Below are 21,002 nucleotides of genomic sequence, written 5' to 3' on the forward strand. Positions count from 1 at the left end.
CCGCCCCCAACAGGAGCGGGATGGATCGAGCTTAAGCTTGAGTGGCGTACTTGGCCAGACGCGGGTCGCTTTTCAGCACGGCCAGGGTGTTGGTATGCACGTCATCAGCGGTCACGTCAGCTTTGCTGAAGATCTGCTGGAAGTGCTGATGAGTCACAGCGGCGAAGTGCGCACGGTCTTCCGGCGCCACGCCCAGTACCACGGCGTAAGTGGTCAGCGCTTCGCCCTGACCTTTAGCCATGTCTTCAGACAGCTCGTTCATCATGCCATTCATGGCAATCCAGGATTTGCCGCCATAGGTCAGCGCCGCATTGGTCGAGCAACCATTGGTGCCGGAAGTCATGCCGAAGGTTGCGTTACCGGAAGTGCCGTTGGTGGTGGATGCCAGGAAGTGTGCCGGGGTGCCACGCTGACCTTCGAACAGCATGTTGCCCCAACCACAGTCCGGACCGCCTGGCGCCTGAGCCATGGCGTTGATGGATACAGCGGTGAAGAGAGTACCGAGAAGAATCCGTTTCATAGCTATGTTCTCTTTGTGTACCAATGGACAAGGTGCTGGCCCCCTAATGGTGCCAGTGGGCCGGTTATCATCCAGCCGCGCAGCTTGGAGTTTAGGCAGGTTCGGCGGGTTCCGTTACTTTTTGCGAAACATTCGTTGAAAACACTGATTTTGAGCCGCCCGGCCCGACGCGCAGGGATTGTCTGAGCTTTGGCTTGAGGCGCGCCTTGCCAGTGAGGTACGGGCAGCGCCAGAATGCCGCTATCTGCCCCGCCTGATGTAAGGAAGCCCGATGCCTGATCCTGTTGCTGCCAGCTTGCGTCTAGCGCCTGAAGCGCTGACCCGTCCGTTTTCCGCTGAACAGTTCAGCTTCTCTACCACCAATGATCTGGAGCCCTTCCGCGGTGTGCTTGGCCAGGAACGCGCGGTCGAAGCCTTGCAGTTCGGTGTGGCCATGCCACGCCCCGGTTACAACGTATTCGTCATGGGCGAGCCCGGCACTGGCCGGTTTTCGTTCGTCAAACGCTATCTCAAGGCCGAAGGCAAACGCCTGCAGACCCCGGCTGACTGGGTTTACGTCAATAATTTCGATGAGCCGCGCGAGCCGCGTGCGCTGGAATTGCCGTCGGGCACCGCCGGTGCTTTCATCGGTGACATCAACGGCTTGATCGACAACCTGCTGGCAACCTTTCCGGCCGTGTTCGAGCACCCGTCCTATCAGCAGAAGAAAAGCGCCATCGACCGCGCTTTCAACCAGCGTTATGACCGTGCCCTGGATGTAATCGAGCGTCTGGCGCTGGAGAAAGAGGTCGCGCTGTACCGCGACAGCAGCAACATCGCCTTCACGCCGATGAGCGAAGGCAAGGCCCTGGATGAGGCGGAATTCGCCCAGTTGCCGGAAGCCGAGCGCGAACGCTTTCATGATGACATTTCCGGCCTGGAAGAGCGGTTGAACGAAGAGCTCGCCAGCCTGCCGCAATGGAAGCGCGAGTCGAGCAATCAACTGCGTCAGCTCAACGAAGAAACCATCACCCTGGCCTTGCAGCCATTGCTGGCGCCACTGTCGGAAAAGTACGCGGAAAACGCTGGCGTTTGCGGGTACCTGCAAGCGATGCAGGTTTACCTGCTCAAGACAGTGGTCGAGCAATTGGTGGACGACAGCAAGACCGACGCCATCGCCCGCAAATTGCTCGAAGAGCAATACGCCCCAAGCCTGGTGGTTGGTCATCCGTTCAGCGGCGGCGCGCCCGTGGTGTTCGAACCGCATCCGACCTACGACAACCTGTTTGGCCGCATCGAATACAGCACCGACCAAGGCGCGCTCTACACCACCTATCGGCAGCTGCGACCGGGTGCGCTGCACCGGGCCAACGGCGGTTTCCTGATTCTCGAAGCGGAAAAAATGCTCAGTGAGCCGTTCGTGTGGGATGCGCTCAAGCGTGCCCTGCAATCGCGCAAGCTGAAAATGGAATCGCCGCTGGGCGAGTTGGGCCGTCTGGCCACTGTGACGCTGACACCGCAGCACATTCCGTTGCAGGTGAAAGTCGTGATCATCGGCGCCCGGCAGTTGTATTACACGCTGCAGGACCTCGATCCGGACTTCCAGGAAATGTTCCGCGTCCTGGTGGATTTCGACGAAGACATCCCGATGGTCGACGAGAGCCTGGAGCAGTTCGCCCAGTTGCTCAAAACCCGTACGTCCGAAGAAGGCATGGCGCCGCTGACCGCCGATGCGGTGGCGCGTCTGGCGACCTACAGCGCTCGTCTGGCCGAACACCAGGGGCGATTGTCGGCGCGGATCGGCGATCTGTTCCAGCTGGTCAGCGAGGCGGATTTCATTCGTGACCTGGCGGGTGACGACATGACCGACGCCGGGCACATCGAGCGTGCACTCAAGGCCAAGGCAACCCGTACCGGGCGCGTTTCAGCGCGGATTCTCGATGACATGCTGGCGGGGATCATTCTGATCGACACCGATGGCGCGGCCGTCGGCAAGTGCAACGGGCTGACGGTACTGGAAGTCGGCGATTCGGCCTTCGGGGTGCCGGCGCGGATTTCCGCCACGGTTTATCCGGGCGGCAGCGGCATCGTCGACATCGAGCGCGAGGTCAACCTCGGCCAGCCGATCCACTCCAAAGGCGTGATGATCCTTACCGGGTATCTGGGCAGCCGGTACGCCCAGGAATTCCCGCTGGCGATTTCCGCAAGCATCGCCCTGGAACAGTCCTACGGTTATGTCGACGGTGACAGCGCGTCTCTTGGCGAAGCATGCACGCTGATTTCGGCCTTGTCGAAAACCCCGCTCAAGCAGTGTTTTGCGATTACCGGTTCGATCAACCAGTTCGGTGAAGTGCAGGCGGTGGGTGGGGTCAACGAGAAGATCGAAGGTTTCTTCCGACTCTGCGAAGCCCGTGGTTTGACCGGTGAGCAAGGGGCGATCATTCCTCAGGCCAACGTCGCCACGTTGATGCTCGACGAGAAGGTGCTGGCGGCGGTGCGCGCAGGGCAGTTTCATGTCTACGCAGTGCGCCAGGCCGACGAGGCGCTGAGCCTGTTGGTCGGCGAGCCAGCCGGTGCGCCGGATGAGAATGGCGCATTCCCTGAAGGCAGCATCAACGCGCGGGTAGTGGAACGCTTGCGGGTGATTGCGGAAATGATCAGCGAGGAAGACCTCAAAGAGGCCGAAAAGGAGTTGGCACAGGAAGCGATGCTGGAAATCAAACCGGCCTGACACAAACCCCCCTGTGGGAGCGGGCTTGCTCGCGAAGACTGACTAACATTCAACATCAATGTCGACTGTTATGCCGCCTTCGCGAGCAAGCCCGCTCCCACAGGTTCTGTAGTGCTTTGCTGACTGTATTCAATGCAAAAGAGCGCCATCGAAATGGCGTCAATATTTGCGCGGTGACCACTCGGCACCTTCTGATTCTGGTTCGCGTGCGAGCCAGACTTTTCTTCTATTATCTGCTCAAGGATATCGACAGTAATCACTGGATCGAGACAGCCTTCCCGTGGAGGCTGAATACCGGATCTACCGAGGGTCGCCGCCATGTCGCGCAACCTCTGTCTCACCCGTCAATGCCTGGGCCTTGTGACCCGTATCGAATGTGCTATCCGCCCGCTGGCGGGAGATACGGGCATGTGGACCTTGCTCTTCGCCGCCGGCATGGCCGGCGAGCAGCCTTCTGCCATCAAGGCCCAAGGCCCGTTTCGTGGGCCGGTCGTGGCGGAATCGATCCTCGACACCATCGTTGAAAGTCTGACCTTGCATGGTTACGAGCTGGCCGACGACCCGCAAATCTGGTGCCTGCATTTGCAAGCCCAGTTGCGAGAAATCAATGGCGGCCGTTACCGCAACCTTAGCGGACCCGAGTTCCGGCCTGATCACTGAACAGGCTATTGACCAGGGTTACCTGGCTCAGCCTGGTCGAGTTTGACCTCAAACCCAAATTGAACGGGGGTGAGGTTGATTCGCTGATAAGTTTCCAGACGGGTGGGCTGGCCATGCCTTTAGGCAACTGACGGGCATCGTATGCCTAGCCTTCCTGTTCGATGTTGCTGACCTGTCAATCATCTGGGCACTAGCAGAAAAACTTTGTCACACACACGCAGGTTGCGGATTTTCCAGCGGTTTCTGGGTGTAACAGGTGGCTGTTATACTCGCCGCCATTTCCAGCCCCTTGTGTGAGATTCAATGGAACGCTTTATCGAAAATGCAATGTACGCCTCCCGCTGGTTACTGGCGCCGATCTATTTCGGTTTGTCCCTGGGCTTGCTGGCGTTGGCACTGAAATTCTTCCAGGAAGTCTTCCACGTCATCCCTAACGTGTTCTCGATGGCCGAGTCGGATCTGATTCTGGTACTGCTGTCGCTGATCGACATGGCGCTGGTGGGCGGCTTGCTGGTGATGGTGATGATTTCCGGTTACGAGAACTTCGTTTCCCAGCTGGATATCGACGACAGCAAGGAAAAGCTCAACTGGCTAGGCACCATGGATTCGTCTTCATTGAAGATGAAGGTAGCGGCGTCCATCGTGGCCATTTCGTCCATTCACCTGCTGCGGATCTTCATGGACGCCAAGAACGTCGATCCAGAGCATTTGAAGTGGTATGTGGTCATTCACATGACTTTCGTGGTCTCGGCGTTCGCCATGGGTTATCTGGACAAGCTGACCAAGCACTGATCGACTGATCCTTGTGGGAGCGTGGCTTGCCCGCGATGGCATCACCGCGGTTTATCGTCAGACCGCGGTGATGCCATCGCGGGCAAGCCACGCTCCCACAGTTTTGTGAAACAGACGGGCGGTGTCGTCTGTGGCTTGTACTTTGACCCGTCGAGGCATTCCATGTAGAGATCCTGGCTGGCCCACTGTGTGAGGTGCGCTCATGACTTTACAAGAATTGAATGCGTATGCCGTCGCCGGAAAGGTCGATGAGCTGAACCTGATCTCGATGGAAGGCGTGTTCTACGTGCTGGAGGCTCGGGTGCATGGCGCGCCGCATCGTTTGCTCGATGCTCACGGCGAAACATTGCAGCTGCGTTCGGTCGAGCATGCACGTGATGTGCTTCACGCCTTTCCCAAGTTGTCGTTCAACGTTGTGCATACCTCGGTTCATGACGAAATGTGCGGTGCCAGCACCGAGGAAAGCCTGAAAGTACCGATCACCTTCCGTTCCGTGTGACAGCGCTGATGCCGCTCATCAACGTGACGGCATCTGTGCTAGTCTGCTCGCCCTTTTGATTCCGGGCGCTCCGGGATGCGCTGTGTACGCACGGCAAGTTCCAGGGCCGTCCGCACAGCGGAGCAGTGTCATGTCCGAAGTAAATCTGTCCACCGACGAAACCCGCGTCAGCTACGGCATTGGCCGTCAGTTGGGCGACCAGCTGCGTGACAATCCACCACCGGGCGTTAGCCTGGACGCGATCCTGGCGGGCCTGACCGACGCATTCGCCGGCAAGCCAAGCCGTGTGGGTCAGGAAGAAATGTCCGCCAGCTTCAAGGTGATCCGCGAAATCATGCAAGCCGAAGCTGCAGCCAAGGCTGAAGCCGCTGCTGGCGAAGGCCTGGCTTTCCTGGCTGAAAACGCCAAGCGTGAAGGCATCACTACTCTGGCTTCCGGCCTGCAATTCGAAGTGCTGACCCAGGGTGAAGGCGCCAAGCCGACCCGTGAAGATCAAGTGCGCACTCACTATCACGGCACCCTGATCGATGGCACTGTGTTCGATAGCTCCTACGATCGTGGTCAGCCAGCAGAATTCCCGGTTGGCGGCGTCATCGCAGGCTGGACCGAAGCCCTGCAACTGATGAACGCCGGCAGCAAATGGCGTCTGTACGTGCCGAGCGAACTGGCTTACGGCGCTCAAGGCGTTGGCAGCATTCCGCCGCACAGCGTATTGGTATTCGACGTCGAACTGCTCGACGTTCTGTAATACCTGAGTGTCGGAACGGGCTCGGTCATGTGGGAGCGGGCTTGCTCGCGAAGGCGGTGTGTCGTTCAGCGATGATGTTGAATGTCATGGCCTCTTCGCGAGCAAGCCCACTCCCACAGGGCTCGCTCCGACATGTTGCATTTTCATAGTTCAATTTTATGGTTCAGACCGCTGGTCGGGCGCAACGCCCGGGCATAACAAAACAGAAACAGATTGCGCACCAGTTCCTTGAGCACCACTGGCTCGCTGGAACTTAAGCCATTGACGTCCAGATCACCCTGATCCTGCAGCTCGTTCAAGGCTTCTTCTTCAAGCACGGCACAGACTTCCCCGGTTTCCCGATGCAGGATTCTGAGGTAGGGGTGTGGGCGGTCCAGCCAGGCATCGATCAAATAAGTCATAAGTCTCATCTCCATTGATGGGTTTCAATGAGAATAATTCTTATTCATCAAATAGCAAGGGTCTATTGGCGGTTTGTGTTTTTTTCTGCGGGGAAATGGCTGGGCGTCAAAGCGACAGGCGTTAGGCTATTGCGCGGGAATGCTGGGTGATTCGGGGAAGGGCGAAGCACCATCCCACGGCAGGCGCGGGATGGAATACAGCAGATTCAGACTTTTCTGACGAACTCGGATTTAAGCTTCATCGGCCCGATGCCATCGATCTTGCAGTCGATGTCGTGGTCGCCATCGCACAGGCGAATGTTCTTGACCTTGGTGCCGACCTTGACCACCAGCGACGTGCCTTTGACCTTGAGGTCCTTGATCACGGTGATGGTGTCGCCGTCCTGCAGGACATTGCCGACCGAATCCTTTTTCACGGTGTCATCGGAAGCCACTTCAGCTTCTCCACCGGCGGACCACTCGTGGGCGCACTCCGGGCAGATCAGCTGTGCGCCGTCTTCATAGGTGTATTCGGAATTGCATTTCGGGCAGGGTGGCAACGTGCTCACTAAGGCTCCTTGGGTTCAGGTTGGCTAAAGAGCGCACATTATATAGGGTTTTTAAGGCGCGGGGAGCTGAAAGCAAAAGATCGCAGCCTTCGGCAGCTCCTACGGGGGGTTGTATACACCTGTAGGAGCTGCCGAAGGCTGCGATCTTTTGATCTTGCCGTGAATGTCAGTGCGTGCGGGCGACCGCAAACTCACTCAGCTCAACCAGCGCATCGCGGTATTCGCTAGCGGGCAGGGCATCGAGGCACTTGATCGCACGGGCCACATAATCGCGGGCCAGTTGCGCGGTGTAATCCAGCGAACCGGACGCCTCGACAGCTTCGCGAATGCTTTCCAGATCTTCGATGCCGCCTTTCTGGATCGCCTGACGAACCAGTGCGGCCTGCTCAGGAGTACCTTCGCGCATGGTGTAGATCAGCGGCAGCGTCGGTTTGCCTTCGGCCAGATCGTCACCGACGTTCTTGCCCAGGGTTTCGGCATCGCCACGGTAATCCAGCAGATCGTCGACCAACTGGAACGCCACCCCAAGGTGATCGCCGAAGGTACGCAGTGCTTCGCTCTGTTCCGGCGAGGCACCGGCCAGGGCGGCGGCGCTGTGGGTCGAGGCTTCGAAGAGCATCGCGGTTTTGCCGCGGATAACTTCCATGTAGGTTTCTTCAGTAGTGCTGGCGTCGCGTACCTTCGACAGCTGCAACACTTCGCCCTCAGCGATGATGCGCGTGGCTTGCGAAAGGATCTTCATCACCGGCATGGAGCCCAGTTCGACCATCATTTCGAAAGAGCGCGAATACAGGAAGTCGCCCACCAGCACACTCGGCGCGTTGCCCCACATGGCGTTGGCGGTCGAGCGGCCACGGCGCATGCCGGACATATCGACGACGTCATCGTGCAGCAGGGTGGCGGTATGCAGGAACTCGATGGTTGCGGCCAGCAGGCGCAGGTCATCGCCTTCGCGGCCGAGTGCCTTGCCGCACAGCAGCACGAGCAACGGGCGCAAGCGTTTACCGCCAGCCGAAGTAATATAATCGCCGATTTTCGATACCAGCGGCACTCGGGAAGTCAGCTGTTTCTTGATGATGCCGTCGACGGCGCTAAAATCGTCCGCCACCGCGCGGTAGAAAGCTTGGGGTTGCATCAGCGACAGTTGCTCCAGAAGGGTTGCGCGGCATGCTAGGACCCACGTCGGCGGGTGTCAAGGCACGATAGACAGCCACTTGCAACGCTCAAGCAGCTTGCGTACAATCGCGCACCCTGAACTTCCTGGGCAGCACCTGCCTTACGCAATTGCAAACAGGCCTTCCAGCCTTATGCAGCCATGCCAGCCAATACCTCTTCTTATAAAGAGCTGGGTGAGCAGGATTATCGGAGAAATACCATGTCTTATGCAGTAATCGTTACTGGTGGCAAGCAGTACAAAGTTGCTCCAGGTGAATACCTGAAGATCGAAAAACTGGAAATCGCTACCGGCGAATCCGTTACTTTTGATCGCGTTCTGTTGGTTGCCAATGGCGACGACGTGAATATCGGCGCTCCAGTTGTTCCTGGCGCTACCGTTGTGGCTGAAGTGATCTCCCAAGGTCGTCACGATAAAGTCCGCATCATCAAGTTCCGTCGCCGTAAGCACCACATGAAGCGTATGGGCCACCGCCAGTGGTACACCGAGATCAAAATCACCGGTATTCAGGCTTAATTTCAGCCTAATTCCTCACTAGGAGAATTGAACTCATGGCACACAAAAAAGCTGGTGGTAGTACCCGTAACGGTCGCGACTCAGAAGCCAAACGCCTTGGCGTGAAGATGTATGGCGGCCAGGTTATCATTCCGGGCAACATCATCGTGCGTCAGCGCGGCACCCAATTCCACGCTGGCTACGGCGTTGGCATGGGCAAGGATCACACTCTGTTCGCTAAAATCGACGGCGTGATCAAGTTCGAAGTAAAGGGCGCCTTCGGTCGTCGTTACGTAAGCATTGTTCCGAAGACTGACGTCGTCGCGGCATAATTACGTAGTTGCTGGAAAAGCCCTGTCTTGCGACGGGGCTTTTTCGTTTGTGGGGTGAGTCTCTTGCAAAGCTGTTTGTGATGGGCTCCAGCGCTGGATTTGCGGTCGTTGATTGAGGTCGCTGCGCTCATTTTTGCAAGAGTCTTATGTCTAGGTTTTTTCGGCTCGTCCGTATGGCGAGAGGCGTTTTGTTATGAAGTTTGTTGATGAAGTATCGATTCGAGTAAAGGCCGGGGACGGCGGCAACGGTTGCATGAGCTTCCGTCGTGAAAAATTCATTGAAAACGGCGGCCCGAACGGCGGTGATGGTGGTGATGGCGGCTCGGTCTACATGGTCGCCGACGAAAACCTCAACACCCTGGTGGACTACCGTTACACCCGGCACTTCGATGCCGAGCGTGGTTCCAACGGCGGCAGCACTGACTGTACCGGCAAGAAAGGTGAGGAGCTGGTGCTGCGCGTTCCAGTTGGCACTACCGTTATCGATTCCGCGACTCAGGAAGTGATCGGCGACCTGACCAAGGCCGGCCAGCGTCTGCTGGTGGCTCACGGCGGCTGGCACGGTCTGGGTAACACTCGTTTCAAATCCAGTACCAACCGGGCGCCGCGCCAGACCACGCCGGGCAAGCCGGGTGAGCAGCGCGACCTGAAGCTGGAAATGAAGGTGTTGGCGGACGTCGGTCTGCTTGGTTTGCCGAACGCCGGCAAAAGTACCTTCATTCGCTCGGTATCGGCCGCCAAGCCGAAAGTCGCCGACTACCCGTTCACCACTTTGGTGCCGAATCTGGGGGTGGTCAGCGTCGATCGCTGGAAGAGCTTTGTGGTAGCGGACATTCCTGGTCTGATCGAAGGTGCTTCCGAGGGTGCGGGCCTGGGGATTCGTTTCCTCAAGCACTTGTCGCGTACTCGTCTGCTGCTGCACCTCGTCGACATGGCGCCACTGGATGACACCAGTGCTCCAGATGCCGCTGAAGTGATCGTCAGCGAACTGACCAAGTTCAGCCCGTCCCTGGCTGAGCGGGATCGCTGGCTGGTGCTGAACAAGTGCGACCAGATCCTTGAGGAAGAGCACGACGCTCGCGTCAAGGAAATCGTTGATCGTCTGGAGTGGACCGGTCCGGTCTACGTGATCTCCGCGATCGCCAAGCAAGGCACCGAGCGTCTTTGCCATGACATCATGCGTTACCTGGAAGATCGTGCCGATCGTCTGGCTAACGACCCGGCCTACAAGGAAGAGCTGGCCGAGCTCGATCAGCGCATCGAAGACGAAGCGCGCGCCCAGTTGCAGGCGCTGGACGATCAGCGTGCCCTGCGTCGCAGTGGTGTGAAGTCGGTTCATGACATCGGTGACGACGATTGGGACGAAGAAGATGTGGATGACGAAGACGGTCCGGAAATCATTTACGTGCGTGACTGATTCGTTGCGATAAACTTAAGCGCCGCTCACTAGAGCGGCGTTTTAGTATCTGGAAATCGGTAGTCACGAATAACGTCATGGGCAGCGCTGGGTCGTGCTGTCCTCAAGCTAAGGTTGAAGATGATGCGGAGCAAGGTGACAGGTGCGCAGCGTTGGGTTGTGAAGATCGGCAGCGCTTTGCTGACGGCGGACGGCAAAGGCCTGGATCGCGCGGCAATGGGTGTCTGGGTTGAGCAGATGGTTGCCTTGCACGAGGCGGGTGTTGAGCTGGTGCTGGTGTCCTCCGGGGCAGTGGCGGCGGGCATGAGCCGTTTGGGCTGGACTGTACGACCCAGTGCAATGCACGAGTTGCAGGCCGCTGCCGCCATCGGTCAGATGGGGTTGGTGCAAGCTTGGGAGTCGAGCTTTGCCGAGCATGGCCGGCATACCGCGCAGATTCTCCTGACGCATGATGATTTGTCCGACCGCAAGCGCTACCTGAACGCTCGCAGTACGCTGCGCGCACTGGTCGAGCTCAAGGTGATCCCGGTGATCAACGAGAACGACACCGTGGTCACTGACGAAATCCGTTTCGGCGACAACGACACGCTGGCGGCGCTGGTGGCGAACCTGGTTGAAGCTGATTTGCTGGTGATCCTCACCGATCGCGACGGCATGTTCGACGCCGATCCGCGCAACAATCCCGATGCCAAGCTGATTTACGAGGCGCGTGCCGATGATCCGGCGCTGGATGCGGTGGCTGGCAGCACGGGCGGTGTACTGGGTCGTGGCGGTATGCAGACCAAGTTGCGCGCCGCGCGCCTGGCGGCGCGTTCCGGTGCGCACACCATCATCGTCGGCGGGCGCATTGATCGCGTGCTGGATCGTCTCAAGGCGGGCGAGCGCATCGGCACCTTGTTGTCGCCTGAGCGTGGCATGTTGGCGGCGCGCAAGCAGTGGCTGGCCGGGCATCTGCAAACCCGCGGCACACTGGTGCTGGATGCGGGTGCGGTGACGGCGTTGTCCCAGGGCAACAAAAGTTTGCTGCCGGTGGGTGTCAAACTGGTTCAGGGCAGTTTCCGTCGTGGCGAAATGGTGGTCTGCGTGGCGCCGGACGGTCGTGAAATTGCTCGTGGCCTGGCTAACTACAGTGCTCTGGAAGCACAAAAAATCATCGGTCAATCGTCTGAGGCGATTGTCGGTCTGCTGGGTTACATGGCGGAGCCAGAGCTGGTTCATCGCGATAACCTGATTCTGGTCTGAAGGAATACCTGAATGCGTGTGGCAAAAGGATTATTGGGCTTGTTATTGGCGATGCCGCTATTGGTCTCGGCCGATGAAATTGGCCAGGTGTCGACGGTGTTCAAGTTCGTCGGTCCGAACGACCGTATCGTTGTCGAGGCATTCGATGATCCGAAAGTGGAGGGCGTGACCTGCTACCTGTCGCGCGCCAAGACCGGTGGCGTAAAGGGTGGATTGGGTCTGGCCGAGGATCGCGCAGAAGCATCCATTGCGTGCCGTCAGGTCGGGCCGATCAACTTCAAGGGTGAGCTCAAGGATGGCGAGGAAGTGTTCAAGGAGCGCACGTCCCTGGTGTTCAAGACCATGCAGGTAGTGCGATTCCTGGATGAAAAACGCAATACGCTGGTGTATCTGGTTTATAGCGATCGTTTGATCGAGGGCAGCCCACAGAATGCGGTGACGGCGATTCCGATTTTGCCGTGGACGCACGCTCAATAAGCTAGCAAAGATCAAAATGTGGGAGCGGGCTTGCTCGCGAAGACTGGCTGGCATTCAGCATCTATGTTGACTGTTACGCCGCCTTCGCGAGCAAGCCTGCTCCCACATTTTTTTTGCGTGGTGTTTGCCAAATCACAGGCAATAAAAAACCGACCCTGAGGTCGGTTTTTTAATGAGCGTGTCGCTTAGGCAGCAGCGGCAACGTTCAGGGCCTTTACGTGGCCATTCAGGCGGCTCTTATGACGAGCAGCCTTGTTCTTGTGGATGATGCCTTTATCGGCCATACGGTCGATAACTGGCACAGCCAGAACGTAAGCAGCTTGAGCTTTGGCAGCGTCTTTTGCGTCGATGGCCTTAACTACATTCTTGATGTAGGTACGAACCATGGAACGCAGGCTGGCGTTGTGGCTGCGACGCTTCTCAGCCTGTTTTGCACGTTTTTTGGCGGAAGGTGTGTTGGCCACCGTCGAGCTCCTCGAAAGACTTTTTAGGAAATAGCAAACAAAATAGGCCGCGAATCATGCCGATGAGTTGATGGCTTGTCAAGGGCGGGAGAGACGTTCCGCTAAGTGGCCGGTTCCGACCCCATGAAAACTACTGCGCTCGGCAATACAGCGTTGAAAGCACCCTCGAAATGCTCATTGACTGAAGTCAACTCCGCTTCCTCGCCTGCTTTCGCCTTGTCTTGCCTTCGCTCGCTACGTTTTCAAAGGGACGGTGAGCTGGATATTTCTTTCCGGCGTGCGACCTGTAAACTCGCGAGCTTTGGCTCTGTGCTGTTGCGGCGCGGAGTATCGCATAAGTGGGCGCGTTGTTCGCCTGCTGTTTATCGACAGGCAAAAACTCTTTCAATGAATCTGCTCAAATCGTTGGCCGCTGTCAGCTCTATCACGATGCTTTCCCGGGTGTTGGGGTTTGTTCGCGACACCCTTATCGCTCGCGCATTTGGTGCAGGAATGGCGACCGACGCCTTCTTTATCGCCTTCAAACTGCCCAATCTGTTGCGGCGGATCTTCGCCGAGGGAGCATTTTCCCAGGCCTTCGTGCCGATTCTCGCCGAATATAAAAGCCAGAAGGGCGAGGAGGCGACACGAACCTTCATTGCCTACGTCTCGGGCCTGCTGACGCTGGTACTGGCGTTGGTCACTGCGCTAGGCATGCTCGCCGCGCCCTGGGTCATCTGGGCCACGGCACCCGGTTTCGTCACAACCCCGGAAAAATTCGAGCTGACCACCGATCTGCTGCGGGTCACTTTTCCTTATATATTACTGATCTCCCTATCTTCATTGGCCGGTGCGATCCTCAACACCTGGAACCGCTTCTCGGTCCCGGCCTTCGTGCCGACCCTGCTCAATGTCAGCATGATCATCTTTGCGGTGTTCCTGACGCCGTATTTCGATCCGCCGGTAATGGCGCTGGGCTGGGCCGTTCTGGTGGGTGGCCTGGCGCAATTGTTGTTTCAACTGCCGCATCTCAAGAAGATCGGCATGTTGGTGCTGCCGCGCCTGAGTCTGCGCGATAGCGGTGTCTGGCGGGTCATGAAGCAGATGCTGCCAGCGATCATCGGCGTTTCGGTGAGCCAGATTTCGCTGATCATCAACACCATATTTGCTTCGTTTCTGGTGGCCGGTTCCGTGTCCTGGATGTATTACGCCGATCGCCTGATGGAATTGCCATCCGGTGTACTGGGTGTGGCACTGGGCACGATTCTGCTGCCCACGCTGGCCAGGACCTATGCCAGCCAGGATCGCCACGAATACTCGCGGATCCTCGATTGGGGGTTGCGCCTGTGCTTCATGCTGGTATTGCCGTGCGCCCTGGCGCTGGGGATTCTGGCTGAACCGCTGACGGTTTCGTTGTTCCAGTACGGCCAATTCAGCGCATTCGATGCGGCCATGACCCAGCGCGCGTTGATTGCCTATTCCGTCGGCTTGCTGGGAATTATCCTGATCAAAGTGCTGGCGCCAGGCTTTTATGCGCAACAAAACATCCGGACACCGGTAAAAATCGCGATTTTCACCCTGGTCGTCACTCAGCTGTTCAACCTGGTGCTGATCGGTCCGCTAGCTCATGCCGGTCTGGCCCTGGCCATCAGCGCGGGCGCGTGCATCAACGCAGGACTGTTGTTCTATCAACTGCGCAAGCAGCAGATGTATCAGCCGCAACCGGGCTGGGCGAAGTTCGGTCTTAAACTGCTGGTGGCAGTGACGGTGATGTCCGCGGTATTGCTAGGCGCCATGCACTTCATGCCGGCTTGGGCGGAAGGGCATATGCTAGAGCGTTTGCTGCGTCTGGGCGCATTGGTGATCGCCGGCGTGGTGGTCTATTTCGGCATGTTGCTGTTGATGGGCTTCCGTTTGCGCGACTTCAATCGCAAAGCGCTGAACTGAGGCTTTTGCCTCGATAAACACGGGCGAGCCGACGGTTTTGTCGGCTCGATCACTTTGGGTTACGGTGTTGCCTGTCGTCGGCCGCCGGGTGTGGTTATAATCGACCACTTTATGAGCAAGAAGCGCGTTATGCAGCTGGTTCGAGGCCTCCACAACTTGCGCCCCCAGCATCGGGGCTGTGTCGCCACTATTGGCAACTTTGACGGTGTTCACCGTGGTCACCAGGCTATCCTGGCCCGGCTGCGTGAGCGTGCGCTCGAGTTGGGCGTGCCCAGCTGCGTGGTGATTTTTGAGCCGCAGCCGCGAGAATTCTTCGCCCCGGATACCGCCCCGGCGCGTCTGGCCCGCCTGCGGGATAAACTGCAGCTGCTGGCCGAAGAGGGCGTCGACCGGGTGCTGTGCCTGGCGTTCAATCAGCGCCTGAGCAAACTCAGCGCCAGCGAATTCGTCGATACTATTCTGGTGGACGGCCTCGGCGTGCAGCATTTGGAGGTCGGCGACGATTTCCGTTTCGGCTGTGACCGGCTAGGGGATTTCGACTTCCTGCAACAGGCCGGCGTCCTTCAGGGGTTTACCGTCGAAGCGGCGCAGACCGTTGTACTGGACGGCATTCGTGTCAGCAGCACTCAGGTGCGTAACGCCCTGGCCGCTGCCGATTTTGCCTTGGCCGAGCGGCTGCTCGGTCGTCCGTACCGGATTGCCGGGCGGGTCCTGCATGGCCAGAAGCTGGCGCGCCAATTGGGTACGCCCACGGCCAACGTGCAGCTCAAGCGTCGTCGTGTGCCGTTGAGCGGGGTTTACCTGGTCAGCGTCGACATCGACGGCAAGACCTGGCCAGGCGTCGCCAACATCGGCGTGCGGCCAACGGTCGAAGGGGATGGCAAAGCCCACCTCGAAGTACACCTTTTAGATTTTGCCGGCGATCTGTATGACCGGCGTTTGACGGTGGTTTTCCACCACAAGCTGCGTGAAGAGCAGCGTTTCGCCTCTCTGGAGGCGCTTAAGACGGCAATCAATGCGGATATCGCCGCCGCCCGTGCCCTGTCGCACCTAGCGCCAATCGCTAATGAAGAGCCTTAAATGACCGACTATAAAGCCACGCTAAACCTTCCGGACACCGCCTTCCCAATGAAGGCCGGCCTGCCTCAGCGCGAACCGCAGATTCTGCAGCGCTGGGACAGCATTGGCCTGTACGGTAAGTTGCGCGAGATTGGCAAGGATCGTCCGAAGTTCGTACTTCACGACGGTCCTCCGTACGCCAACGGCACGATTCACATCGGTCATGCGCTGAACAAGATTCTCAAGGACATGATCATCCGCTCGAAAACCCTGTCGGGTTTCGACGCGCCTTATGTTCCAGGCTGGGACTGCCACGGCCTGCCGATCGAGCACAAAGTCGAAGTGACCCACGGCAAGAACCTGGGCGCGGACAAGACCCGCGAACTGTGCCGTGCCTACGCCACCGAGCAAATCGAAGGCCAGAAGTCCGAATTCATTCGTCTGGGTGTGTTGGGCGATTTTGCCAACCCGTACAAGACCATGGACTTCAAAAACGAGGCCGGTGAAATCCGCGCCCTGGCGGAAATCGTCAAGGGTGGCTTCGTGTTCAAGGGCCTGAAGCCGGTGAACTGGTGTTTTGACTGCGGTTCGGCCCTGGCTGAAGCGGAAGTCGAGTACGAGAACAAAAAATCCGCGACCATCGACGTGGCGTTCCCGATCGCTGATGAGGCCAAACTGGCTGCCGCGTTCGGTCTGCCATCGCTGGGCAAACCTGCTTCGATCGTGATCTGGACCACCACCCCGTGGACCATCCCGGCCAACCAGGCGTTGAACGTTCACCCGGAATTCAACTACGCCCTGGTCGATGTCGGCGACAAGCTGCTGGTCCTGGCTGAAGAGCTGGTCGAGTCGTGCCTGGCCCGCTACAGCCTGGAAGGCTCGGTCATCGCGACCACCACCGGTAAAGCGCTGGAACTGATCAATTTCCGCCACCCGTTCTACGACCGTCTGTCGCCGGTTTATCTGGCTGATTACGTTGAACTGGGCGCAGGCACTGGCGTGGTTCACTCCGCGCCAGCCTACGGCGTCGACGACTTCGTGACCTGCAAAGCCTATGGCATGGTCAACGACGACATTCTCAATCCGGTGCAAAGCAACGGCGTGTACGCGACGTCGCTGGAGTTTTTCGGCGGCCAGTTCATCTGGAAGGCCAACCCGGCCATCGTCGACAAACTGACCGAAGTCGGCGCGTTGCTGCATACCACCACCATCGAACACAGCTACATGCACTGCTGGCGTCACAAGACCCCGCTGATCTACCGCGCCACCGCGCAGTGGTTCATCGGCATGGACAAAGAGCCTGCAACCGGCGAAACCCTGCGCAAGCGGGCAATCAAGGCCATCGAAGAGACCAAATTCGTTCCGGCCTGGGGCCAGGCGCGTCTGCACTCGATGATCGCCAACCGTCCGGACTGGTGCATCTCCCGTCAGCGCAACTGGGGCGTACCGATCCCGTTCTTCCTGAACAAGGAAAGCGGCGAGCTGCATCCACGCACTGTCGAATTGATGGAACTTGTCGCCCAGCGCGTCGAAGTCGAAGGCATCGAAGCCTGGTTCAAGATGGACGCCGCCGAGTTGCTCGGGGAAGAAGCGCCGCTGTACGACAAGATCAGCGACACCCTGGACGTCTGGTTCGACTCGGGCACCACGCACTGGCACGTCCTGCGCGGTTCGCACTCGATCGGCCACGAGACCGGTCCGCGTGCCGACCTGTACCTGGAAGGTTCGGACCAGCACCGTGGCTGGTTCCACTCGTCGTTGCTGACCGGTTGTGCCATCGACGACCACGCGCCGTACCGCGAGCTGCTGACCCACGGTTTCACCGTCGACGAATCCGGCCGCAAAATGTCCAAATCCTTGGGCAACGTGATCGCGCCGCAGAAGGTCAACGACACCCTGGGCGCCGACATCATGCGTCTGTGGGTCGCTTCTACCGACTACTCGGGTGAAATGGCGGTTTCCGAGCAGATCCTGCAACGCAGTGCGGACGCCTACCGGCGCATCCGTAACACCGCGCGCTTCCTGCTTTCCAACCTGACCGGTTTCAACCCGGCCACCGATATCCTGCCGGCCGAAGAAATGCTGGCGCTGGACCGTTGGGCCGTGGATCGCACCCTGCTGCTGCAACGCGAGCTGCAAGAGCACTACGGCGAATACCGCTTCTGGAACGTCTACTCCAAGATCCACAACTTCTGCGTGCAGGAGCTGGGTGGTTTCTACCTCGACATCATCAAGGACCGTCAGTACACCACTGGCGCCAACAGCAAGGCCCGTCGTTCGGCGCAAACCGCGCTGTACCACATCAGCGAAGCGCTGGTGCGCTGGATCGCGCCGATCCTGGCGTTCACCGCCGACGAGCTGTGGCAGTACCTGCCGGGCGAGCGTAACGAGTCTGTAATGCTCAACACCTGGTACGAAGGCCTGACCGAATTGCCGGAAGGCTTCGAGCTGGACCGCGCCTACTGGGAGCGGATCATGGCGGTGAAGGTGGCAGTCAACAAGGAAATGGAAATCCAGCGCGCAGCGAAGGCCGTCGGTGGCAACCTGCAAGCCGAAGTGACGCTGTTCGCCGAAGACGCGCTGAGCGCCGACCTGGCCAAGCTGAGCAACGAACTGCGCTTCGTACTGATCACCTCGACTGCCGCCGTTGCACCGTTGGTGCAGGCTCCGGACGACGCAGTGGTCACCGAAGTTGGCGGCCTGAAGCTCAAAGTGGTCAAATCGAGCCATGCCAAGTGCGCCCGTTGCTGGCATTGCCGTGAAGACGTCGGCGTGAACCCGGAGCATCCGGAAATCTGCGGTCGTTGCGTCGACAACATCAGCGGCGCGGGCGAGGTTCGTCACTATGCCTAATGCCGTTGGCCGTTTCGGACGGCTGAGCTGGCTCTGGTTGAGTTTGCTTGTCCTGGTCATCGACCAGGCCAGCAAGTTCTACTTCGAAGGCTCGCTGAGCATGTACCAGCAAATCGTGGTGATCCCCGATTACTTCAGCTGGACCTTGGCCTACAACACTGGCGCGGCGTTCAGTTTCCTGGCTGACAGCTCGGGCTGGCAGCGCTGGCTGTTCGCCCTGATCGCGGTGGTGGTCAGTGCGGTGCTGGTAGTCTGGCTCAAGCGCCTGGGACGCAACGAAACCTGGCTGGCGGTTGCGCTGGCTCTGGTTCTGGGTGGCGCGCTGGGTAACCTGTACGACCGCATTGCCTTGGGCCATGTGATCGATTTCATTCTGGTGCATTGGCAGAACCGCTGGTATTTCCCGGCCTTCAACTTTGCTGACAGCGCAATTTCTGTCGGTGCCGTGATGCTTGCACTGGATATGTTCAAAAGTAAAAAGACCGGAGAAACCGTTCATGACTGAACAGGTATTGGCTGAGCAACGCATTGGCCAGAACACGGAAGTCACCTTGCACTTTGCATTGCGCCTGGAGAACGGCGACACCGTCGACAGCACCTTCGACAAAGCCCCGGCGACCTTCAAGGTTGGCGATGGCAGCCTGTTGCCAGGTTTCGAAGCGGCGCTGTTCGGCTTCAAGGCCGGCGACAAACGCACCCTGACCATTGAGCCGGAAAACGCCTTTGGTCAGCCGAACCCGCAAAACGTACAGAGCATCCGGCGCTCGCAGTTCAAGGATATGAAACTGTCGCCTGGCTTGCTGGTGATCTTCAACGATGCGGCCAATACTGAGTTGCCCGGTGTGGTGAAAGAACTCGATGATGCCCAGGTGACCATCGACTTCAACCACCCGCTGGCTGGTAAAACCTTGACCTTTGACGTCGAGATCATCAACGTCAAAGCGCTGTAACTGACCGAACTCGGTCCAATGTGGGAGCGGGCTCGCTCGCGAAAGCGTCATCACATGTAACATCAATGTCGACTGACACACCGCTTTCGCGAGCAAGCCCGCTCCCACATTAAGATTTTCACTGTTTTCGAGCCCGGTGTTCGAATGACAGGTGGCATTACTATTTCTTGCGCGCAAGACACGAGGCACAGCATGCAAATCAAACTCGCCAACCCCCGTGGCTTCTGCGCCGGTGTGGACCGGGCGATCGAAATCGTCAACCGCGCCCTGGAAGTCTTCGGGCCTCCGATCTACGTGCGCCACGAAGTGGTCCACAACAAATTCGTCGTCGAAGACCTGCGCGCCCGTGGGGCTATCTTCGTTGAAGAGCTGGATCAGGTACCGGACGATGTGATCGTGATCTTCAGCGCCCATGGCGTTTCCCAGGCCGTGCGCACCGAAGCCGCTGGCCGTGGCCTGAAGGTGTTCGATGCTACCTGCCCGCTGGTGACCAAGGTGCACATCGAAGTCGCGCGCTACAGCCGCGACGGCCGTGAGTGCATCCTTATCGGCCACGCCGGTCACCCGGAAGTCGAAGGCACCATGGGTCAGTACGATGGCAGCAATGGCGGCGCGATCTATCTGGTCGAGGACGAGAAAGATGTCGCCGAGCTGCAAGTAAACAACCCTGAAAGACTGGCCTTCGTCACCCAGACCACCCTGTCCATGGACGATACCAGTCGCGTGATCGACGCCCTGCGTACTCGATTCCCTGCGATCGGGGGGCCGCGCAAGGACGATATCTGCTACGCCACGCAAAACCGTCAGGACGCCGTCAAGCAACTGGCGGACGAATGCGACGTGGTGCTAGTGGTCGGCAGCCCGAACAGCTCCAACTCCAATCGTCTGCGTGAGCTGGCTGAACGCATGGCCACCCCGGCCTATCTGATCGACGGCGCTGAAGATCTGCAAAAGAGCTGGTTCGACGGTGTCGAGCGTATTGGCATCACCGCTGGTGCCTCGGCTCCGGAAGTATTGGTGCGTGGCGTGATCCAGCAGTTGCAGGCTTGGGGTGCGACCGGGGCCGATGAGTTGGCCGGGCGTGAAGAGAACATCACGTTCTCGATGCCTAAAGAGTTACGGGTCCGCTCGCTGCTCTGAGCTTTCTCCTTCCTCGCATAACGCCTGTGCAGCCTTTTTGCTGCGCAGGCTGACGCGACCACTCGGGGCCAGCACCACCTGGAGCTGACTCACCGGTTCGCGGGCTGCGCAAATGTGTAATGTCCCCGATTGAAAGCCACCGTACAAAGGTTCACCCAGATGGCTGAATCGTACGGAAGTCCTGACATGCTGATTGCCGAAAATCGGCACCCGAGTATCATTCCGACGTTCGACCAGCAGCGGATTGCCGCTGTCCTCATGCCCTTTGCCGTTAACATCCAGAATGATCCGCCAGCCCTGGCCCCAGTCGTCGTTTATGCCGTGAATGACAACGGTCTGGTTGCGCGCGATCGCTTCGCTTCTGGCGCTGCGCATGCCGCTCACAAGAGACTGCGCCGCCACTTGGCGATAGTTCGACTCCGTAAGTGTTGCGAACGCCGGACTGACCAACAGCAGAACAATCCCGACAATTGTCAGTCCCATGAGCAGTTCGATCAGGCTGAAACCTTGCTGATGCATGTTATCTCCCTCCCTGGAGTGCTGCGGTTCGCGCGATCCCTGCGCGAGTAATGGCAAAACAACCGTACATCCGCCG

At 58.6% G+C, this 21,002-nt stretch carries 23 protein-coding genes; 16 read left to right on the forward strand and 7 right to left on the reverse strand.

The window, feature by feature from the left end; translation table 11 throughout:
- Positions 1 to 31 precede the first annotated feature (31 nt).
- Positions 32 to 520, reverse strand: a complete 489-nt coding sequence (locus tag ABH909_RS07660; RefSeq protein WP_429431823.1) for a DUF3015 domain-containing protein — start codon at positions 518 to 520, stop codon at positions 32 to 34.
- A gap of 271 nt (positions 521 to 791) precedes the next feature.
- Here ABH909_RS07660 and ABH909_RS07665 point away from each other — a divergent pair, with 271 nt between their 5' ends.
- On the forward strand, positions 792 to 3,230 hold the full coding sequence (locus ABH909_RS07665) for a Lon protease family protein (protein ID WP_427626808.1): 2,439 nt from the start codon (positions 792 to 794) through the stop codon (positions 3,228 to 3,230).
- Between the two features lie 68 nt (positions 3,231 to 3,298).
- On the opposite strand, the gene ABH909_RS07670 is transcribed toward ABH909_RS07665, so the two are convergent.
- A complete protein-coding gene (locus ABH909_RS07670) occupies positions 3,299 to 3,550 on the reverse strand; it encodes a hypothetical protein (RefSeq protein WP_429431826.1) in 252 nt (83 codons plus the stop codon).
- Here ABH909_RS07670 and ABH909_RS07675 point away from each other — a divergent pair.
- The 4 genes from ABH909_RS07675 (at position 3,549) to ABH909_RS07690 (ending at position 5,929) form a co-directional block, all read left to right on the forward strand.
- On the forward strand, positions 3,549 to 3,890 hold the full coding sequence (locus tag ABH909_RS07675) for a hypothetical protein (RefSeq protein ID WP_095632317.1): 342 nt from the start codon (positions 3,549 to 3,551) through the stop codon (positions 3,888 to 3,890). The genes ABH909_RS07670 and ABH909_RS07675 overlap by 2 nt on opposite strands.
- Positions 3,891 to 4,193: 303 nt before the next feature.
- Entirely contained in the window at positions 4,194 to 4,682 is a 489-nt protein-coding gene (locus tag ABH909_RS07680) for a TIGR00645 family protein (RefSeq protein WP_007901849.1), read from the forward strand.
- A gap of 202 nt (positions 4,683 to 4,884) precedes the next feature.
- Positions 4,885 to 5,181: a DUF6482 family protein gene (locus ABH909_RS07685; protein ID WP_429431829.1), complete on the forward strand. Its 297-nt coding sequence runs from the start codon at positions 4,885 to 4,887 to the stop codon at positions 5,179 to 5,181.
- Between the two features lie 130 nt (positions 5,182 to 5,311).
- Positions 5,312 to 5,929, forward strand: a complete 618-nt coding sequence (locus tag ABH909_RS07690) for an FKBP-type peptidyl-prolyl cis-trans isomerase (protein ID WP_007901858.1) — start codon at positions 5,312 to 5,314, stop codon at positions 5,927 to 5,929.
- A gap of 143 nt (positions 5,930 to 6,072) precedes the next feature.
- Here the strand turns inward: ABH909_RS07690 and ABH909_RS07695 are convergent, their stop codons facing one another.
- The 3 genes from ABH909_RS07695 to ABH909_RS07705 form a co-directional block, all read right to left on the reverse strand.
- Positions 6,073 to 6,330 (reverse strand): hypothetical protein, encoded by a 258-nt coding sequence (locus ABH909_RS07695; protein ID WP_429431832.1) that lies wholly within the window; start codon positions 6,328 to 6,330, stop codon positions 6,073 to 6,075.
- A gap of 206 nt (positions 6,331 to 6,536) precedes the next feature.
- Positions 6,537 to 6,878 carry a zinc ribbon domain-containing protein YjdM gene (locus tag ABH909_RS07700; protein ID WP_201116276.1) on the reverse strand — a complete coding sequence of 114 codons (342 nt, stop codon included), beginning with the start codon at positions 6,876 to 6,878 and terminating at the stop codon, positions 6,537 to 6,539.
- 166 nt (positions 6,879 to 7,044) lie between these two features.
- A complete protein-coding gene (locus ABH909_RS07705; protein ID WP_030129461.1) occupies positions 7,045 to 8,013 on the reverse strand; it encodes a polyprenyl synthetase family protein in 969 nt (322 codons plus the stop codon).
- Positions 8,014 to 8,253: 240 nt separating this feature from the next.
- Between ABH909_RS07705 and rplU the strand changes: the two genes are divergently transcribed.
- From rplU to ABH909_RS07730, 5 genes are all read left to right on the forward strand, one after another.
- On the forward strand, positions 8,254 to 8,568 hold the full coding sequence (gene rplU / locus ABH909_RS07710; RefSeq protein ID WP_007901869.1) for a 50S ribosomal protein L21: 315 nt from the start codon (positions 8,254 to 8,256) through the stop codon (positions 8,566 to 8,568).
- 35 nt (positions 8,569 to 8,603) lie between these two features.
- Positions 8,604 to 8,879, forward strand: coding sequence for a 50S ribosomal protein L27 (gene rpmA / locus ABH909_RS07715; protein WP_007901871.1), 276 nt, complete (start codon positions 8,604 to 8,606; stop codon positions 8,877 to 8,879).
- A 193-nt stretch (positions 8,880 to 9,072) separates the two neighbouring features.
- Positions 9,073 to 10,296: an Obg family GTPase CgtA gene (gene cgtA / locus ABH909_RS07720; protein ID WP_052967586.1), complete on the forward strand. Its 1,224-nt coding sequence runs from the start codon at positions 9,073 to 9,075 to the stop codon at positions 10,294 to 10,296.
- 123 nt (positions 10,297 to 10,419) lie between these two features.
- Positions 10,420 to 11,538, forward strand: coding sequence for a glutamate 5-kinase (gene proB / locus ABH909_RS07725; protein ID WP_429439773.1), 1,119 nt, complete (start codon positions 10,420 to 10,422; stop codon positions 11,536 to 11,538).
- A gap of 12 nt (positions 11,539 to 11,550) precedes the next feature.
- Positions 11,551 to 12,015, forward strand: a complete 465-nt coding sequence (locus ABH909_RS07730; protein ID WP_429431836.1) for a CreA family protein — start codon at positions 11,551 to 11,553, stop codon at positions 12,013 to 12,015.
- A gap of 185 nt (positions 12,016 to 12,200) precedes the next feature.
- Here the strand turns inward: ABH909_RS07730 and rpsT are convergent, their stop codons facing one another.
- The gene (gene rpsT, locus ABH909_RS07735; protein ID WP_007901883.1) at positions 12,201 to 12,479 is read right to left on the reverse strand and encodes a 30S ribosomal protein S20; all 279 of its coding nucleotides are present in this window, start codon (positions 12,477 to 12,479) and stop codon (positions 12,201 to 12,203) included.
- 387 nt (positions 12,480 to 12,866) lie between these two features.
- On the opposite strand from rpsT, the gene murJ reads away from it, so the two are divergent.
- The 6 genes from murJ (at position 12,867) to ispH (ending at position 20,407) form a co-directional block, all read left to right on the forward strand.
- Complete coding sequence (gene murJ, locus ABH909_RS07740) at positions 12,867 to 14,405, forward strand: murein biosynthesis integral membrane protein MurJ (RefSeq protein WP_429431839.1); 1,539 nt, start codon at positions 12,867 to 12,869, stop codon at positions 14,403 to 14,405.
- Between the two features lie 129 nt (positions 14,406 to 14,534).
- Positions 14,535 to 15,485, forward strand: coding sequence for a bifunctional riboflavin kinase/FAD synthetase (ribF, locus tag ABH909_RS07745; protein WP_429431842.1), 951 nt, complete (start codon positions 14,535 to 14,537; stop codon positions 15,483 to 15,485).
- Positions 15,486 to 18,317, forward strand: coding sequence for an isoleucine--tRNA ligase (gene ileS, locus ABH909_RS07750; protein WP_429431844.1), 2,832 nt, complete (start codon positions 15,486 to 15,488; stop codon positions 18,315 to 18,317).
- Positions 18,310 to 18,822 carry a signal peptidase II gene (gene lspA, locus ABH909_RS07755; protein ID WP_007901890.1) on the forward strand — a complete coding sequence of 171 codons (513 nt, stop codon included), beginning with the start codon at positions 18,310 to 18,312 and terminating at the stop codon, positions 18,820 to 18,822. The genes ileS and lspA overlap by 8 nt, the downstream gene beginning before the upstream one ends.
- Positions 18,815 to 19,267, forward strand: a complete 453-nt coding sequence (fkpB, locus tag ABH909_RS07760) for an FKBP-type peptidyl-prolyl cis-trans isomerase (protein WP_429431847.1) — start codon at positions 18,815 to 18,817, stop codon at positions 19,265 to 19,267. Before lspA ends, fkpB begins: the two co-directional genes overlap by 8 nt.
- Positions 19,268 to 19,459: 192 nt before the next feature.
- Positions 19,460 to 20,407 (forward strand): 4-hydroxy-3-methylbut-2-enyl diphosphate reductase, encoded by a 948-nt coding sequence (gene ispH / locus ABH909_RS07765; RefSeq protein WP_007901894.1) that lies wholly within the window; start codon positions 19,460 to 19,462, stop codon positions 20,405 to 20,407.
- Here the strand turns inward: ispH and ABH909_RS07770 are convergent.
- On the reverse strand, positions 20,384 to 20,926 hold the full coding sequence (locus tag ABH909_RS07770; protein ID WP_429431850.1) for a GspH/FimT family pseudopilin: 543 nt from the start codon (positions 20,924 to 20,926) through the stop codon (positions 20,384 to 20,386). The two genes, ispH and ABH909_RS07770, sit on opposite strands and share 24 nt — an antisense overlap.
- Positions 20,927 to 21,002: the final 76 nt, after the last annotated feature.

The sequence above is a fragment of the Pseudomonas sp. BS3782 TE3695 genome (genome assembly GCF_050435305.1).
Lineage (GTDB): Bacteria > Pseudomonadota > Gammaproteobacteria > Pseudomonadales > Pseudomonadaceae > Aquipseudomonas.

Bases quoted from the DNA above. Each gene is read 5' to 3' on its own strand.
- ABH909_RS07660 (WP_429431823.1), bottom strand. From the start codon at position 520: ATGAAACGGATTCTTCTCGGTACTCTCTTCACCGCTGTATCCATCAAC.
- ABH909_RS07665 (WP_427626808.1), top strand. From the start codon at position 792: ATGCCTGATCCTGTTGCTGCCAGCTTGCGTCTAGCGCCTGAAGCGCTG.
- ABH909_RS07675 (WP_095632317.1), top strand. From the start codon at position 3,549: ATGTCGCGCAACCTCTGTCTCACCCGTCAATGCCTGGGCCTTGTGACC.
- ABH909_RS07670 (WP_429431826.1), bottom strand. From the start codon at position 3,550: ATGGCGGCGACCCTCGGTAGATCCGGTATTCAGCCTCCACGGGAAGGC.
- ABH909_RS07680 (WP_007901849.1), top strand. From the start codon at position 4,194: ATGGAACGCTTTATCGAAAATGCAATGTACGCCTCCCGCTGGTTACTG.
- ABH909_RS07685 (WP_429431829.1), top strand. From the start codon at position 4,885: ATGACTTTACAAGAATTGAATGCGTATGCCGTCGCCGGAAAGGTCGAT.
- ABH909_RS07690 (WP_007901858.1), top strand. From the start codon at position 5,312: ATGTCCGAAGTAAATCTGTCCACCGACGAAACCCGCGTCAGCTACGGC.
- ABH909_RS07695 (WP_429431832.1), bottom strand. From the start codon at position 6,330: ATGACTTATTTGATCGATGCCTGGCTGGACCGCCCACACCCCTACCTC.
- ABH909_RS07705 (WP_030129461.1), bottom strand. From the start codon at position 8,013: ATGCAACCCCAAGCTTTCTACCGCGCGGTGGCGGACGATTTTAGCGCC.
- rplU (WP_007901869.1), top strand. From the start codon at position 8,254: ATGTCTTATGCAGTAATCGTTACTGGTGGCAAGCAGTACAAAGTTGCT.
- rpmA (WP_007901871.1), top strand. From the start codon at position 8,604: ATGGCACACAAAAAAGCTGGTGGTAGTACCCGTAACGGTCGCGACTCA.
- cgtA (WP_052967586.1), top strand. From the start codon at position 9,073: ATGAAGTTTGTTGATGAAGTATCGATTCGAGTAAAGGCCGGGGACGGC.
- proB (WP_429439773.1), top strand. From the start codon at position 10,420: ATGCGGAGCAAGGTGACAGGTGCGCAGCGTTGGGTTGTGAAGATCGGC.
- ABH909_RS07730 (WP_429431836.1), top strand. From the start codon at position 11,551: ATGCGTGTGGCAAAAGGATTATTGGGCTTGTTATTGGCGATGCCGCTA.
- murJ (WP_429431839.1), top strand. From the start codon at position 12,867: ATGAATCTGCTCAAATCGTTGGCCGCTGTCAGCTCTATCACGATGCTT.
- ribF (WP_429431842.1), top strand. From the start codon at position 14,535: ATGCAGCTGGTTCGAGGCCTCCACAACTTGCGCCCCCAGCATCGGGGC.
- ileS (WP_429431844.1), top strand. From the start codon at position 15,486: ATGACCGACTATAAAGCCACGCTAAACCTTCCGGACACCGCCTTCCCA.
- lspA (WP_007901890.1), top strand. From the start codon at position 18,310: ATGCCTAATGCCGTTGGCCGTTTCGGACGGCTGAGCTGGCTCTGGTTG.
- fkpB (WP_429431847.1), top strand. From the start codon at position 18,815: ATGACTGAACAGGTATTGGCTGAGCAACGCATTGGCCAGAACACGGAA.
- ispH (WP_007901894.1), top strand. From the start codon at position 19,460: ATGCAAATCAAACTCGCCAACCCCCGTGGCTTCTGCGCCGGTGTGGAC.
- ABH909_RS07770 (WP_429431850.1), bottom strand. From the start codon at position 20,926: ATGCATCAGCAAGGTTTCAGCCTGATCGAACTGCTCATGGGACTGACA.